The sequence below is a fragment of the Legionella beliardensis genome (genome assembly GCF_900452395.1).
Classification (GTDB): domain Bacteria; phylum Pseudomonadota; class Gammaproteobacteria; order Legionellales; family Legionellaceae; genus Legionella_C; species Legionella_C beliardensis.
This window is the reverse complement of sequence record NZ_UGNV01000001.1, coordinates 2,165,753-2,181,891: the sequence shown is the minus strand read 5'-3', so window position 1 is coordinate 2,181,891 and position 16,139 is coordinate 2,165,753. Positions and strand designations below refer to the sequence as shown.

Below are 16,139 nucleotides of genomic sequence, written 5' to 3'. Positions count from 1 at the left end.
ATGAGAAAATTACTTACATTACTATTAATCATTTGCATACCCAGTGTTTGGGCTGATACACCCGCTGCAGAAGTGCAAGCCAAGCTCAACGCTATCCACAGTATGAGTGCAAATTTCGATCAAATTGTCACTGCTGGTAAACGAGAAGTATCCCAAACCTCAGGAAAAATGGCACTTGTTAGACCTGGGCGTTTTCGTTGGGAAACCAAAAGCCCATTAGAACAACTGGTTGTTGCAGATAGTAAGCAATTATGGGTATATGATATTGATTTAGAGCAAGTCACTGTTAAAAAGCAGGAACAAGGCTTAGGTGGCACGCCAGGACTTTTTTTAAGCGGTTATGATAATACCGTAACTCGAGACTTTGATGTTACCGCTAAAGATAAAGATGGTGTACGAACTTATATTTTAAAAGCAAAGTCTCCGAAAGAAAATTTTCAAACAGTCCATTTAACCTTTAATAAGGACGCGCTCAGTTTAATTGAATTTTTCGATCAGCTAGGCCAGCACACCATCGTCAAATTAAAAAATATAAAAACAAACCCTTCTTTAGCGACGAAATTGTTTCAATTTAAGCCACCTAAAGGCGTGGATGTGGTTGAACAGTAGCTAACCGATGGAGCCCGTCTCGCCATTAGCCGAGCAGTTACGGCCTAAACATTGGGATGAAGTGATAGGCCAAACTCATTTATTAGGCCCAGGTAAGCCACTGCGTTTAGCTTTTACTTCAGGTAAACCTCACTCTATGATATTTTGGGGGCCGCCAGGGGTTGGTAAAACGACCTTGGCGAGATTAAGTGCAAACGCATTTGATTGTGAGTGGATAGCGATTTCTGCTGTATTGGCTGGTGTTAAAGAGATTCGGGCAGCTATCGAACAAGCGCAAGCTAATTTGGAAAATCAGCGCCAAACGTTGCTTTTTATAGATGAAATTCATCGCTTTAATAAATCACAACAGGATGCATTATTACCCTATACTGAGTCTGGTTTGTTGACGTTCATTGGAGCAACTACGGAAAACCCCTCATTTGAAGTTAATTCAGCATTATTATCAAGAGCACAAGTTTATGTGCTTAAGTCGCTCACTGAAGAAGAGCTTGGGCTATTATTAGAACGTGCTCAGCAACGAGTCTTTCCTTATCTAAATTTTGAACAGTCGGCGATTGATTTTATAGTGAATTATGCTGATGGGGATGCCAGGCGTTTACTTAATCTTTTAGAGCAAATTGCTAATGCAGCAAATGTTAAAGGTATTACGCAATTATCACTTAAGTTTTTACAAAATGTTATCGTAGCAAGCGGCCGTCGTTTTGATAAAGGCGGTGAGAATTTTTATGATCAAATTTCTGCTCTTCATAAATCAGTCCGCGGTTCTCATCCTGATGCAGCTTTATATTGGTTAACTCGCATGCTTGATGGCGGTGTGGATGCCCGTTATCTGGCTAGAAGAATTATTAGGATGGCTTGGGAAGACATAGGCCTTGCTGACCCACGCGCCATGCAACTTGCTAACGATGCCGCTTTGACCTACGAACGCCTAGGCTCGCCGGAAGGAGAGCTTGCTTTAGCACAAGCGGTTATTTATCTGGCTTTAGCGCCCAAAAGCAATGCCGGTTATCTCGCATTTAATCAAGCCAGGGATTTTGTTAAAAAAGATAAGTCTCGTGAAGTTCCCCATCATTTGCGTAATGCACCGACTAAATTAATGGATAAACTTGGGTATGGGCATCATTACCGTTATGCCCATGATGAGCCTTTTGGTTATGCAGCTGGCGAAACCTATTTACCAGCTGGACTCAGTAATCTTAACTGGTATCAACCTGTTGCTAGAGGTTTAGAAATAAAACTTAGTGAAAAAATGACTTTTTTAAAGTCATTGGATGCGGAATATAAACAAAAAAAACCGGATTCGAAAAAATAAAGTTCACAGCCTGGTATTATCAAGAAATATCCTATAACTTATTAATAATTAATCAATTAAGCGTTAAGCTTAACAATTATGACCTCTACATTTAGCAATAAGGATTTCAATTACTTAGAAATAAGCGCTCTGTCTTATGACATATGCGAGCGCCTTCCTTGTGGTTTAGTGGTAATTAATGCGCAAGGCAGAGTGGCTTGGGCGAATAAGGTTGCTCAAGGTTTACTGGGAAATGATTTAAAAGACTCTGTATGGCTTGATATTATTAAACGTTCATTTGCACCTAAGGAAGATGATGGCTATGAAATCTCCTTAGTAGATGGCCGTCGAATTAGTGTTGCCATTTCTTCATTAGATAGCCTGCCAGGTGAGTTAGTTACCCTAACTGATTTAACCACCACAAGACAGTATGAACAAGAAAAGGCTGAATACGGACGATTTTTAGCATTAGGTAGAATGACCGCCCAACTTGCGCACCAAATACGTACACCATTGTCTTCCGCGATGCTGTATACAGAGCATCTAACAAATCCTACAGTAACTCAGGAGCGCATGGCTAAGTGGATCATGCGTATTCAAGAATGTCATACCAGCATCGAAAAGCAGATTCAGGATTTATTGCTTTTTGCGCGCGGAGAGACGATTGAGCTTGTGGCAGTAAATGTTTTGGATTGGGGAAAAGAGCTAGAAAAACGAATTCATTCTTTAGCCCTGCCTTCATCAGTGCAACTAACCATTAACAATCAGCTTTTATCAGGTACCTATTATCTTCATACCGAATCATTAATAGGCGCTGTTTTAAATTTGATTACGAATGCAATACAAGCGAAAGCAAGTTGCATTGAGCTTATGCTTAGTTATACTGGAAGCAACCTTATCATTTGTGTTAGAGATAATGGCTGTGGCATGACCGAATCAGTCAAAGTTCAGGCCTTTTCTCCTTTTTTTACAACCAAAGCAAAAGGAACGGGTTTAGGGCTTGCTGTTGTTAAAGCGGTAGTAAAGGCCCATCATGGCGAAATAACGCTTGATTCTTCTCCTGGTCAGGGGTGTTGTATAAAAATAAAACTTTCACAATAGCTTTTGGTAAGCTATAGCGTAGTGGGTGACGTTATATCTGCTAATCAAACTAATAAAAGGAAGGCAACAATGAGTGGCGTATTAATCGTAGAAGATGATCCGGTGTTGCGTGAAGCGCTTGCTGAAACCATGAATTTAGCAGGGCACTCATATTTAGCTGCAAAAGATGGCAAAGAAGCATTGGCAATGCTAGAAACCTATAGCCCAGCAATTGTATTAACTGATATACGTATGGATAAAATTGATGGTCAAGAGCTTTTAACTGAGATTCAACGCCGAGTTCCTGGTATGCCAGTTATCCTGATGACTGCCTATGGTTCCGTAGAAGATGCTGTCAAAGCCATGAGACATGGCGCCGTAGATTATTTAGAAAAGCCGTTTAGCGCAAATGTATTAACTGAAAAAATCAAGACATACGTAAGGCCTGAATCTACAGATAATGAGGATGAGCCCATTGCTAAAGATCCTAAAAGCCAAGCCTTATTATCAATGGCGTTACGCGTTGCGCAATCTGATGTTGGTGTGATGATTACAGGTGAAAGTGGAACGGGTAAAGAGGTTCTCGCTCATTTTATTCATGATCACTCTGCACGCCACAGGCAGCCTTTTATTGCTATTAATTGTGCCGCTATTCCTGAACAGATGCTTGAAGCCACCTTGTTTGGTTATGAAAAAGGAGCCTTCACTGGTGCTTATAAATCCACACCTGGAAAATTTGAGCAAGCACAAGGCGGTACACTGTTGTTAGATGAAGTCAGTGAAATGAGCTTAAGCTTGCAAGCTAAATTGCTGCGTGTTATCCAAGAAAAAGAAGTAGAGCGTATTGGTGCAAATAAGCTCATCCATTTAGATGTGCGCGTGCTTGCTACTAGCAATAGACAATTACTGGAAGAAGTGCAATTAGGGCGTTTTAGGGAAGATTTATATTATCGCCTAAATATTTTTCCACTACATTGGCTGCCTTTGAGAGAAAGAATATGTGATATCATACCTTTGGCAGATTATCTGATTCGTCGTTTTTGTAAAGGAAATGCCTTAAGAGTTCCTGTATTAAGCGAAGAAGCAATTCAGGCGCTGTTGCATTACCCTTGGCCAGGGAACGCACGCGAATTAGATAATGTCATCCAAAGAGCATTAGTGTTACAAACAAGTGGTATCATTGAGCCAGTTCATTTGCAGTTGCCAGCGGTAGAAACAGAGCGAGCGTTATCTATCAATATGGCTATGAAAAATTTACAAGAGCATGAGTTTGATATGATAATTCGTACTTTAGAAGCCCATGGAGGAAATCGTCAGCAAGTCGCTGCGGCATTAGGGGTAAGCGAACGGACATTACGTTATAAATTAGCAAAAATGCGTGAGGGAGGTTATGTCGTTTAAAAAATCAATTTATTTTACTAAAAATAGTATTGATATTAGACAAGTCAATACTATTTTATGCAACGATTCATATTACTATGCGTTCACACCTGTTACCACCTTTGCTTAAGTTTTTCAAACGCTGTTGGCTGATTTTTGCGATCTTAGTTATTGCTTTAGCAATTATGTCTAGTCTATTTCGGGTACTAACTCCCTGGGCTAAACAATACAAACCTAAGCTTGAGCAGCGCTTAACAATGCTCCTAGGTGAGCCGGTTACCATTCAAAAGATGGAAACAGGTTGGTTTTGGTTTGAACCGGTTATTAAGCTAAAAGGCGTTACAGTTCAAAGCAAAAACACCACGATTTATTTAAAAAAATTCCTAGTAGGCATTAATCTTTTTGAGTCGCTCCGGCATTGGCAACTACAACCTGGAATTTTGTATATTGATGATCTCAATTTAACGTTGCGTCAGATAGATAAGCAATGGCAAATAGATGGCTTAACTAATATCAATAAAAATAATACTAATCTTGCTTATGAGCCTGTCTTGTCGTGGGTTTTAGCACAACAGAAAATTGTGATTAACAACCTTAACCTGCAAGTGTATTTAAAGGATGAAACACGCTTACCATTAAGACGTTTTAATTTAAAAATAACCAATCATTCGGGAAAATATACGGTGACAGGCAATGCCTATCTTGCCCAAACCCCGCTGACATCATTTCGATTATTAGCAGATATGACGCTTAATCCCTATAAATTAAATGAAGCAAAAGGTCGGTTATTTTTTGCTGCAAAGCACCTGCAACTCACGCAATGGGATACCTTTTTACCATCATCACGTATGCAAATAAACGATGGAAAAGCAAATCTTTTACTATGGCTGGATTGGCAAGCAGGCCATATAAATCAAATGCAAGCGAACGTTGAGCTTAATAAATTAGCTTGGCAGGATAAAGTAACAAAAATAGACCAGCACTTACCTTACCTATTTGCTAACTTAGCTTGGCATCCAACCGAGGCAGGGTGGCAGTTAGCTGGCAATAATATGAGAATGCAATTAGGTGATATTAAATGGCCTAAGAATGAATTTCTGCTTAATTATAATCAAAGTGGTAAAACGCTCGATCTTTATGTTAAAAATCTTATTTTAGAATCCTTGCTACCAACCATTTCGAATTGGCCAGAGCAATTTAATCCAATTTTAGCGGTTATGCCACAAGGTTTGCTGCAAGATGTGCGGCTTACTCTAAAAGATAAGAATCCTACACGCTTATTAACTAAATTTAGTCGCCTAAGCTGGTTAGCACAGAAAAAATTGCCGGGTATGCAAAATTTATCAGGTGCATTGTACTGGCAGCCTAATGAAGGCCGTTTAGAGTTAAATAGCTATGCATCTCCTCATTTAAACTTTCTCACTAAACCTTCTGTCGCATTTGATGTGCTGGCAGGTTCTCTTAATTGGCAAGTACTCGCTAAAGGCGTGCAAATTAATCTTCATCGCTTGACGCTTATCCGACCAGATTTAAAAGTTAATGCAGAGGGAAGTATTCAAGATGTTTCTGCAAAATCTGCAGGCCAAATTGATTTGACTGCCCAAATATTAGGGAATAATGCCGAGCAGTGGCTTACCTATTTACCTAAAAAATACCTAAAGCCTAAGTTAGATGTATGGCTTAAGCACGATGTAAAACGGATTAAACAAGTTGTTGCAAAAATTGCTATTCATGGCCGCGCTGCAGATTTTCCTTTTGATAAGCAGCCAGGCGAATTTACTATTAGAAGCTATTTGCAGGGGGTTGATTTAAGTTTTGCGCCAAATTGGCCCTTAGTCAAAGATATTAATGGTTATTTAAATTTAAACAAACGCCTGCTGGATGCAACGCTTGAGCAAGCAACGACAAAGGGTTTTAAGATTAGTCATACTAACTTACGTGTGCCTGATATAGGTTTGGACAAAGAAACTTTATTGTTACGAACACAAATCAATACGACTACTAGTAAGGCACTAGACTACGTTCATTCATCGCCATTGGCTAAAAAATTATCTGCTTTAAACATATTAAAGATGAAGGGCGATTTAGATTTAAGCCTGCAATTAGAAGTCCCTTTTTATAGTGCTCCTGGACATGATCATATTTTAGCCTTAGGTGATCTTGTCTTTAAAAATAATCAAGTTTTAGTCAATCATATCATTAATGATGTGCAATTAGATCACTTAGCTGGTTCGTTGCAATTTGATGAACAAGGTATTTTAAGCAGTAACCTTAAAGCAGCCACCATGGATTGCCCAGTTAATTTAGTGATTCAATCGGTGCGTTACCCTAAGCCGTACACAGAAGTAAAAATTACTGCAACTACAACAAGCCAAGTATTGCGTAATAAATTTAATTTACCTTGGCTTTCTTTATTAGATGGTGAGGTAGGATTGGAAGGCATTTTAACTATAACAAACGATCCTGATGATTTAGATCATTTACAAATCAAAACCTCTCTAGCTGGCATGGCAATTAATCTACCGCCTCCTCTTGGAAAAACCTTCTCTGCGCTGGCGCCATTGACCATTGATGTTAATTTCAATCCTAAAAAAGCAGTGCGCTTACGTATTGCTTATAATGAGCTAGTCAATAGTGATTTATGGTTTTCTTGGTTAAATGGCAAGTTTCAACTAGAAAGGGGCGAGATACGCCTTGGTAATGGTCAAGCGTTATGGCAGGAAAAGCCGGGTTTACAAGTGGTAGGTACACTGTCTAATTTTAACTTACAACGTTGGCAGGATGCATTAGCAAAAATACCTTTTAATAAAACTAGCTCAAGTGCTATCCCGCTTCGTGTGGTCGATATTTTGTTAAAACAGGCCAAAATAGGTAGCCAAAGCTATCCTAATTTAAACTTAAAGGCCACAAAAATTCATGACAAGGAGTGGTTAGTTGATATAAAACAAAAACAAATAGCTGCTAAATTGCATTATCAAGAAGACTGCCATCGTTTAAGTGGCCACGTTGCTAAGCTAATTCTTGCTAATGGGCCAACGCCAAGTAGCCTAAATAAACCTTCTGCTTTAAACATTAAGGATATACCTAATTTAGATTTAACGATTGAGCAATTACAATTTAATACCTTAGATTTAGGTAAAGCAGTGATTAAGACGACCACTAAGCCTAATAAGCTACAACTAGATTCCTTTAAATTAAGCGCATTAGGCTATGATATGCAAGCCAAGGGAGAATGGCGTCAAAAAGAAAACGAAAGTAGCACGTTTTTGCAAGGTACTATGGAAATTAATGATTTAGCTAAAGCTTTGCAGCGCTTGAAGATTAGTCCAGCGTTAGAAGCTCATCGCGGTAATATTCAATTTACAGGCCAATGGCCTGGAGGCTTCCACGATTTTTCTTTAAAACAATTTGCAGGTGATTTACATCTTCTTTTTAAGGATGGTCGTATTACTAATTTAAGCCCCGAAACGGAAGAAAAACTAGGCATGGGTAAATTACTTAGTATATTAAGCCTGCAAACTATACCTCGTCGCCTCAAACTTGATTTTAGTGATTTAGCGCAACATGGTTATAGTTTTGATGAGTATAATGGCGCATTTAAAGTTAATCACGGTCTTGTCACGACCCAGCACAGCTATATTGATGGCCCGGTAGCTTATGCAAGCATGAAAGGCAATCTAGATGTTGTTAATCAACGTTATAATTTAGATTTAGAAATTACGCCTCATATTACAGCAAGCCTACCTATTGTTGCTACAATCGCTGGTGGACCTGTAATTGGGTTTGCTACTTGGATAGCAAGTACAATTATTAACCATGGCATGCAGAAAATAAGTGGCTATACTTATAAAATTTCTGGCCCATGGAAAAAACCCCTTGTGCAACAGGTAAATATAATTAAAAAAGTAAACCTTGCGTATAAAAAATTAAATAAAAACAATTTATGACATATGCTTAAATAATGTTGAATAAATAGATTTTACTGATAACGGTTAGCCTTGAGCCTGCCATGGAACTTTAAGGCACAATCGGTTCATGCACTAATAAAATAGGATAATATTATGTGGGGCTCACTTTTAAAGCGATATTGGCAGGTAGCCATTTTGAAAGAAACGCCAGCAAATACACCTTGTTCCTTATTTTTATTAAGTCTTATTTTATTAGTTTATTTAATTATACTTCTTATTCAATGGTCTTTAGCTGATATTAAAAATGAATATAGCTTAATCAATTCTATTCTTACTGGCCTATCGCTTTTGCTGTCTTATTGTGTTTATACAAAGTTACTTTTGTATATCTATAAAAAGGATAATCGCTTTATTCAAACCATTTCTTCTTTATTGATGAGTAACTTAATCATCCATTGTTTGGCTTTTCCGCTTTTATTAATGACTTCTTACCTGGTGCCAGCTGATATAAAACAGGCTGATATGTTATTATTTGTAATTATTTATATATTGGGTACGTTAATCTTAAGCATTTGGCAATTTTTAGCGATAGCACATATCTATCGCTATGCATTAGAAATGAGTTTTTTTGTTGCTATGCTCGTTAGTTTTGGTTTATTAGCGGCTAATATTTTAACTGTTTCACTTTGGCGATGAGAAAGAAATGCATTTACATATTTTAGGAATTAGTGGCACATTTATGAGTGCGTTAGCACTATTAGCACGCGATGCGGGTCATCATGTTACCGGATGCGATGCCAACTGCTACCCACCGGTAAGTGATTTATTACAAGCAAAAGGTATTCAGTGGACTGAAGGGTATGAAGACAGTACACAGGCTTTAGAGGCTGACGTGATCATCGTTGGTAATGCCATTAAACGAGGAATGCCTGTTTTAGAAGCGATATTAAATGCAGGTAAATGTTATACATCAGGCCCGCAATGGCTTGCGGAAAATATTTTACCACGCTACAAGGTGTTAGCCGTTGCAGGCACACATGGCAAGACAACAACAACCTCTATGCTCGCTCATATTTTAGACCAAGCGGGTTTAAATCCTGGTTTTTTAATTGGTGGCGTTGCACCAAATTTTAATACCAGTGCTAATTTAGGCCAAGGACCGTGGTTTGTCATTGAAGCCGATGAATATGACAGCGCTTACTTTGATAAGCGACCAAAACTTATGCACTATCGACCTGAAGTTGCGATTCTTAATAATTTAGAATTTGATCATGCTGATATTTACGCAAATCTAGAGGCTATACAGCAGCAATTTCATTATTATTTAAAAACTATTCCTAATAAAGGTGTGGTCATTAAACCACGGGATGATGCTGCTTTAAATGCAGTGATTGCGCGGGGAGTTTTTTCTAACTTAGAAGACACCGCGTTAGATGGCAAAGCCAATTGGCGAGCTGAAATTTTAGATGAAAGCGGTTGTGCTTTTCGAATTTGGCATAATCAAGAGGACATTGCGGAAGTGAATTGGCCTTTGATTGGCCGATTTAATGTTGAGAATGGGTTGGCTGCAATTGCCGCTAGTAGCCATGTTGGTATTGAACCAAAAGTTGCAGCTCAAGCATTAAAAACCTTTAAACCTGTCAAAAGAAGGCTTGAAGTTAGGGCAAATCAATATGATATTACCGTTTATGATGATTTTGCTCATCATCCTACTGCTATTGCTAAAACAATCCAAGCATTAAGACAGAGTAAGCGTCACAAGCGGATTATCGTAGCATTAGAATTTGCCTCTTATACAATGCGTTCAGGTGTGCATGCCGAAAACATGGCCAAAGCATTAGCACAAGTTGATAATGCCTTTATTTTAAGTCCAGAACAATTCGACTTAGCCAGTTTTGCTAAAGATTGGACATGTACTTTTAAAATTTTATCAAATACGCCAGCAATTATTGATGCAATTGTGCAATATGCCAAGCCAGGAGATGCTGTGGTCGTTATGAGTAACCGTGGCTTTGATAATATTCATCAGCAACTAATTACCAGTATTGCTAATCGGTTTGCAACAGCAGAAAATTTTTCTGTTTAATGGTGTACAAAATTTAAGTTAATGGCTTACGTATTATTAAGTGAGCTGCTTGAAAAACGCTGGCTAGGCTTTGAGTCATAAGCCTTTTGCCATTGATAGAAGTAAAAGAAAATTACTAACGGCATAAGAATATAGGTACTTTCAGGCATTTTAGTACCTAATATTGCGACGTTTATAACTGATGAAAATGATTGTTTTATTGTCAATTAGATTCTCTCCTTGCAAATTGTGCTATTCGTTGTTATAAAAAAAGAAATAGCAGGTAGCGCTATTAAAATCCTGCAGACTTTCTTGAGTAAATCTAGCATTCCGCTTGCGTTTTTTTGTAGCTGCAAAATTTCAAGAAAGTTAATTAAAGTCTTAAAGATTTAGCCCTAGGCTACATGCTTGCTGCCTTAGGAAGGCAAGTACTGACTTGCGGAGGAAATCTAGTATGCTAACCTTTACTCAGTTGCAGCAAAAAGCGGAATTTTTACCCATTAAATTAAATAATTGTTATGCTAAATTATATACTATGGGCGGTCTTTTTTGTTCTTGCCTTCCTTTTATGCGCTCCCAGTTATTTGATGATGTATATTTAATTCAAAGCGTAGCTAAGTGTCTTAATCATTATTCGTTTGCAACAGAAAAAGACAAATTATCAGTGCTACAAGGGATGTATTTATATATTTGGGAGCGTTATGAAAGCTCTGTAGAACGCATATTAAATAAACCACTTTTGGATGCTTTAAGTGCACATTTAGAAGTTGAATCGTTAGAAACACTTGATAAAAATATCTGTGAAGAAAGTTTTCAGGCCCTAGATGAGTTTTGTAATTGGGTATATCGTAATCGCTCTCATCGTGAGTTAGGTGAATTGTATCGAGCTTTTCCTAATGATATGCAAGCAACTATTCACACGCGCCGCTTTCTATCACACGAAGACGAGACCCCAACGTGGGGAGGTACCCTATCAAGCTTACTAAAGGATATAGGAATTCATAGGTTATTTTAAGGAGATCGTATGGCATATGACGCCCCAGAGTATAGTTATTTAAAAACTGAAACCGAACGATTACAGCAATCTTTCGCACGATTAACCAAACGTTATATTGCTCCTTGCTATCAATCCTTACGAGAAAAATTTTTAAAACTAGAAGATCTTTATAAGAAAAAGTTGAAAGAAAAAGAAAAGCAACGATGGACAAAATGCTTACCTGATAAAACCAGGCTTGAACAGATTGCTTGTATCAGTCAATTGGCAAATAATATGCCATCTAACCAAACAGCTCGCAATGAAGAGGTAGTGAAAAAAGCGCAAGCTATTCTAATAGGCTCAGGCCTCTATCGTTACACCAGGATTGATAATTCTTATAAATTTTTATTTGGTTTTTTTGGCGATGCTCAAGACAATAGTGCACTTAATATGGCATTGGGGGAGGTATTGGGTTTATCAGAAGAAAATAAAATGGATCCTTTAACTTGGGCTGATTGTTGCACTGCTTATCTTGACTATTTAAAAGAAAATGATAATTACGCCAGTTATAGCTATGTTAACAATGATCCTTATTTCTTTCCTAATCTAGATTGGATGATAAGGAGAGAGCAAGAAAAAGCGCAACCTATGATAAAGTTATCACAGTACATTTTATTTATTCAATCCGTGCTTAAAATGCTTGATGGGTACTCGGCAGAAGTATTGCAGCTAACAGGTAAATTAAAAGAGGTGTTAGAAAGTCAAAGCTCAACAGTTAGACAGGTTTTGAATAAAAAAGAGATTTTAGAATTATTATTAACCTGTGAACCTAAAATGAGTCTCTATAATTTATGTGCCAGAATTTTACCTGAAGATTATAATATTGCAGTTGAAGACTCGCAGGTTGTTGTATTTGACGGCCAAAATGCCAAAGGCTTTCAAGCCGATGTACATCAAAGAATAACGACCTACTGTCAGTATGCTTTACTTGCTGCTTATATCTTAGTTTTAACAAGAATTAATGAATTGCAACAGTTAGTAACTGTCTATAGTGAGAAAATGTTAATGGAGGAATTAAAAAAAGCCTTAAAATTTGCTATTGGTGAGCAGGATAGCAACAAGCTAGATAATGAAACCCGTGATCTTGCCTTAACTTCTTTGCAACTTTTTGTTGATTTAGGTCAGGTTGATTTAATTAAGACAGAAGCTTGGGAAGGAATGGAATTATTTAAACGCGAGCTACATCGACAGCTCGTGAATGTCAGGCATCCCTCTATTGAGCCAGAAAGTCGTGTAGCTTTTACTATTTAAGCTGATTAAACTCTCTTTTCTATAAGCTATTTATGGGCAATCCAAAAATAGCTTATTTAATCCTAAATATATTGTCGCAGAGTGCACAGTATTATTTTGGGGGTTATCCACAGTTTCTGTGGATAAGCATGTGTGAAAAGTGTTTAATAATTTAGGCAGTTAATTAGCTGCTTATTTTGTCAGAGTGTAAATTGCTTACTTAGTTTTCCTATTAAATTATTTTTTCTACGATAGTTTAAGTTTTACTTAAACTATCAAAAACTTATCAATTTGTGTTCTGGTAAGACACTACCTAAGCAAAGTGTTTTTCCATAAAAATCTGCTTCAAGCACTATACTATGAATAAAAAGGCAAGGAATACGCATATGGATAAGTATCAAGATCGGCAAGCTGCCGGGAAAGTACTTGCAAAGCATTTAAAAGACTATGCTAATAAAACCAATACTATTGTATTGGCGCTCCCCAGAGGCGGGGTTCCTGTTGCTTATGAAGTAGCAAGTGCTTTAAGTTTACCACTTGATGTTTTTATTGTTAGAAAACTTGGGGTGCCATGGCATAAAGAGCTGGCGATGGGTGCCATTGCGTCTGGTGGGTGTAAGTTTTTTAATCAAGAAGTCATCGAGTCGTTAGAAATAGCGCAAGATGATATCGATAAGGTCATTCAAAAAGAAGAAAAAGAATTGCAACGACGAGAACTGCTTTATCGAAATAATCAACCTTTGCCTAATTTCTATAATAAAACCATTATATTAGTTGATGATGGCATTGCTACGGGCGCGACAATACGCGCAGCCATTAAAGCGTTAAAAAATAGCAAGCCTGCCAGTATTATCGTGTCCGTACCGGTGGCTGCTTTATCAACTTATAAAGAGATGACACGGTTAGTGCAACGGGTTGTATGCCCATTGAAACCAGTGCATTTTTATGCGGTTGGGCTTTGGTATGCGCACTTTCCACAGACCACAGATGCTGAAGTCACTGAATTACTTAGAAAAGCGAATGAAAATTATTTAGCCAATGCTTCGTGAGGTTACTTTATGGGATTTTATTCTTTAGATAAAGTAAAACAAATTACCATATTAACTGCCAATGCAACGTTGTCTGGTTTTTTATTTGTGCCTAAAGAAGCGATAGGGCTTGTTTTATTTGCTCATGGTAGTGGTAGTAGTGCACGTAGCACGCGTAATCAATACGTAGCAGGTCTTCTAAATCAAGCTAACTTAGCGACATTATTATTTGATTTATTAACCCCTACTGAAGAAAAAATTGATGATATAACCCGTGAATTACGATTTAATATTTCTTTTTTAGTCAATCGGTTAATTGAAGTAACGCATTGGAGTACGAAGCAGTTTCCTGCTCTAAATTTAGGTTATTTTGGCGCAAGTACTGGTGCTGCTGCAGCCTTAGTTGCCGCAGCGAAAGAGCAAGCTTTAATCAAAGCCGTTGTTTCTCGTGGTGGCAGGCCAGATTTAGCAGGAAATTCATTGACGCAAGTAAAAGCGCCCACGTTATTAATTGTGGGTGAAAAAGATAAAGTGGTCATTGAGTTAAATGAATTAGCAATGACTAGTCTAACAGGCTGTGTTAAACAATTAGAAATTGTGCCTCGCGCTACCCACTTATTTGAAGAAAAGGGGGCACTGGCCAAAGTAGCTGAGTTAGCTAAAAACTGGTTTACTACCTACCTTCCTACAGCCTAGCTTTCTAGGAGTTGAAATGGATGCCCAGCAAAAAGTAGTAGAAATTTTAAATCATGCTATAAAACCCCTGGTCGATACACAAGATTATTCTGATTTAATAGAAAAAATAGGGAATAAGCGTTTTGTCCTAATGGGGGAAGCAACGCATGGGACAGATGAATTTTATCAAGCTCGCATCCAACTCACTAAGCGCCTAATTCAAGAACAAGGATTTATGGCCGTTGCTGTAGAAGGAGATTGGCCTGATGCCTATGGTATTCATAGCTATATTCAGGGAGAGGGCCATATTAGTGACTACAGTCGCGCATTAAGTCGTTTTCAACGTTTTCCACGTTGGATGTGGCGCAATACAACTATGCCGCCTTTTATGAAATGGCTAAGAGAATTTAATGATAATTTACCAAAAGAGAATAAAATAGGTTTTTATGGCCTTGATTTGTATAGTTTACATGCTTCGCAAGAAGCGGTAATTAGTTATTTAATGAAAGTTGATCCTTCTGCTGCCAAAAAAGCAATGGAACGTTATGCTTGTTTTGATCACCAAAATCTTGATCCGCAATCTTATGGTTATTTAGCTAATTTAGGTATTAAAAAGAAGTGCATTAAAGAAGCATTAGCTGTGTTAATGGATTTACAACAAAATGCGTTTGAGTATCTATGTCAAGATGGTGTGGTTATTGAAGAAGATTACTTCTTTGCAGCGCAAAATGCACGTATTGTTAAGGATGCAGAGAGCTACTATCGTTCTATGTTTGAAGGTTATACCTCATCATGGAATATTCGCGATCGACATATGGCAGAAACGGTCACTGTTTTAGCAGATCATCTCGAACAACGCTTGCAAAAACCAGCTAAGATCATCATTTGGGCGCATAATTCGCACGTTGGCGATGCGCGAGCTACGGAACGAAATGAACGGGATGAAATTAATATAGGCCAATTAATTCGCGAGCAATACGATTTACATGCCTATCTCATTGGATTTTCTACTTATGAAGGTTTTGTAACGGCAGCGTCTGATTGGGATAAACCTGCAGAATGCAAAAAAATAGTACCTGGGCTGCCTGGAAGCTATGAAGATTTATTTCATCAATTAAGCCATAAAAACTTTGTATTAGATTTACATGATCATGAGAAATTAGTCCACTTCCTGCAATTTCCTCGCTTACAGCGTGCTATTGGCGTGATTTATCGTCCTGAGACTGAGCGTTTCAGCCACTATTTTCTTACCCGTCTGCCTTATCAATTTGATTGTTTGATTCATTTTGATAAAACGCATGCCATAAAGGAATTAGACATTGAAAATGAATAGATTTAGGTAATTAAAAGCTGAGTTTTATACATTTTTATAACTTAAAGTATAAAATTTAAATTTTTAGTAAAAAAATAAGTCATTTTAATATTGCCTTAATTCTATTCAAATATAATAAAGCCATTATGATTAGATGAGATATAAAATGCCTGCTTTAATTAAGCTATTAGAAATTAGAGAAAGTGGTGTAGGTAAAACCGAGCGTCGTGTTAATAAAGCACGACCATTAAGCTTACGCTTGTTAATCCAGGCAGAAATGGCCCTGGCTTCTGGTGCTTTTTTCGGCATGCTAGCTATGATGTGTATTGTATTTTTATCTATGTCTAACCTAGTATCTGATTTAGTTATTGCTGCAACGATATTTTCAGGATTATCGGTCATTGTCGCAGTAGCCCTACTAGGTATTTCTTCGGCTGTCATTGCAGCTAAATTAGACTATAAAAAATAGTGCTACAGTATGGGCCTACTCTATTTAAATGCTAAGTGCACTTTTAAGTGGCTATC

Annotated in this window: 13 protein-coding genes; all 13 read left to right on the top strand. The window is 37.7% G+C overall.

The genetic code is table 11. The annotated features are described in order from the left end of the window. The 13 genes from lolA (at position 1) to DYE47_RS09560 (ending at position 16,083) form a co-directional block, all read left to right on the top strand. Positions 1–609, top strand: a complete 609-nt coding sequence (gene lolA, locus DYE47_RS09620) for an outer membrane lipoprotein periplasmic chaperone LolA (RefSeq protein ID WP_115303062.1) — start codon at positions 1–3, stop codon at positions 607–609. 7 nt (positions 610–616) lie between these two features. After that, positions 617–1,921: a replication-associated recombination protein A gene (locus tag DYE47_RS09615; protein ID WP_115303061.1), complete on the top strand. Its 1,305-nt coding sequence runs from the start codon at positions 617–619 to the stop codon at positions 1,919–1,921. A 78-nt stretch (positions 1,922–1,999) separates the two neighbouring features. Next, entirely contained in the window at positions 2,000–3,001 is a 1,002-nt protein-coding gene (locus DYE47_RS09610; protein WP_115303060.1) for a sensor histidine kinase, read from the top strand. 69 nt (positions 3,002–3,070) lie between these two features. Next, on the top strand, positions 3,071–4,381 hold the full coding sequence (locus DYE47_RS09605) for a sigma-54-dependent transcriptional regulator (RefSeq protein WP_115303059.1): 1,311 nt from the start codon (positions 3,071–3,073) through the stop codon (positions 4,379–4,381). 77 nt (positions 4,382–4,458) lie between these two features. Continuing rightward, positions 4,459–8,307 carry a YhdP family protein gene (locus tag DYE47_RS09600; RefSeq protein WP_115303058.1) on the top strand — a complete coding sequence of 1,283 codons (3,849 nt, stop codon included), beginning with the start codon at positions 4,459–4,461 and terminating at the stop codon, positions 8,305–8,307. Between the two features lie 114 nt (positions 8,308–8,421). Beyond that, positions 8,422–8,964, top strand: a complete 543-nt coding sequence (locus DYE47_RS09595) for a hypothetical protein (RefSeq protein WP_115303057.1) — start codon at positions 8,422–8,424, stop codon at positions 8,962–8,964. 7 nt (positions 8,965–8,971) lie between these two features. Continuing rightward, complete coding sequence (gene mpl, locus DYE47_RS09590; RefSeq protein WP_115303056.1) at positions 8,972–10,354, top strand: UDP-N-acetylmuramate:L-alanyl-gamma-D-glutamyl-meso-diaminopimelate ligase; 1,383 nt, start codon at positions 8,972–8,974, stop codon at positions 10,352–10,354. Positions 10,355–10,787: 433 nt separating this feature from the next. After that, positions 10,788–11,348, top strand: a complete 561-nt coding sequence (locus DYE47_RS09585; RefSeq protein WP_115303055.1) for a hypothetical protein — start codon at positions 10,788–10,790, stop codon at positions 11,346–11,348. A gap of 9 nt (positions 11,349–11,357) precedes the next feature. Continuing rightward, complete coding sequence (locus DYE47_RS09580) at positions 11,358–12,620, top strand: hypothetical protein (RefSeq protein WP_115303054.1); 1,263 nt, start codon at positions 11,358–11,360, stop codon at positions 12,618–12,620. Between the two features lie 365 nt (positions 12,621–12,985). Further along, positions 12,986–13,648 (top strand): phosphoribosyltransferase, encoded by a 663-nt coding sequence (locus DYE47_RS09575; RefSeq protein ID WP_115303053.1) that lies wholly within the window; start codon positions 12,986–12,988, stop codon positions 13,646–13,648. A gap of 9 nt (positions 13,649–13,657) precedes the next feature. Next, on the top strand, positions 13,658–14,323 hold the full coding sequence (locus DYE47_RS09570; protein ID WP_115303052.1) for a dienelactone hydrolase family protein: 666 nt from the start codon (positions 13,658–13,660) through the stop codon (positions 14,321–14,323). 16 nt (positions 14,324–14,339) lie between these two features. Then, a complete protein-coding gene (locus DYE47_RS09565; RefSeq protein ID WP_115303051.1) occupies positions 14,340–15,635 on the top strand; it encodes an erythromycin esterase family protein in 1,296 nt (431 codons plus the stop codon). 145 nt (positions 15,636–15,780) lie between these two features. Continuing rightward, positions 15,781–16,083: a hypothetical protein gene (locus DYE47_RS09560; protein ID WP_115303050.1), complete on the top strand. Its 303-nt coding sequence runs from the start codon at positions 15,781–15,783 to the stop codon at positions 16,081–16,083. The last annotated feature ends 56 nt before the right edge of the window (positions 16,084–16,139 follow it).

Coding starts and splice junctions, on each gene's coding strand:
- DYE47_RS09610 (WP_115303060.1), top strand. CDS start 2,000: ATGACCTCTACATTTAGCAATAAGGATTTCAATTACTTAGAAATAAGC.
- mpl (WP_115303056.1), top strand. CDS start 8,972: ATGCATTTACATATTTTAGGAATTAGTGGCACATTTATGAGTGCGTTA.
- DYE47_RS09595 (WP_115303057.1), top strand. CDS start 8,422: ATGTGGGGCTCACTTTTAAAGCGATATTGGCAGGTAGCCATTTTGAAA.
- DYE47_RS09560 (WP_115303050.1), top strand. CDS start 15,781: ATGCCTGCTTTAATTAAGCTATTAGAAATTAGAGAAAGTGGTGTAGGT.
- DYE47_RS09600 (WP_115303058.1), top strand. CDS start 4,459: ATGCGTTCACACCTGTTACCACCTTTGCTTAAGTTTTTCAAACGCTGT.
- lolA (WP_115303062.1), top strand. CDS start 1: ATGAGAAAATTACTTACATTACTATTAATCATTTGCATACCCAGTGTT.
- DYE47_RS09605 (WP_115303059.1), top strand. CDS start 3,071: ATGAGTGGCGTATTAATCGTAGAAGATGATCCGGTGTTGCGTGAAGCG.
- DYE47_RS09615 (WP_115303061.1), top strand. CDS start 617: ATGGAGCCCGTCTCGCCATTAGCCGAGCAGTTACGGCCTAAACATTGG.
- DYE47_RS09565 (WP_115303051.1), top strand. CDS start 14,340: ATGGATGCCCAGCAAAAAGTAGTAGAAATTTTAAATCATGCTATAAAA.
- DYE47_RS09575 (WP_115303053.1), top strand. CDS start 12,986: ATGGATAAGTATCAAGATCGGCAAGCTGCCGGGAAAGTACTTGCAAAG.
- DYE47_RS09580 (WP_115303054.1), top strand. CDS start 11,358: ATGGCATATGACGCCCCAGAGTATAGTTATTTAAAAACTGAAACCGAA.
- DYE47_RS09570 (WP_115303052.1), top strand. CDS start 13,658: ATGGGATTTTATTCTTTAGATAAAGTAAAACAAATTACCATATTAACT.
- DYE47_RS09585 (WP_115303055.1), top strand. CDS start 10,788: ATGCTAACCTTTACTCAGTTGCAGCAAAAAGCGGAATTTTTACCCATT.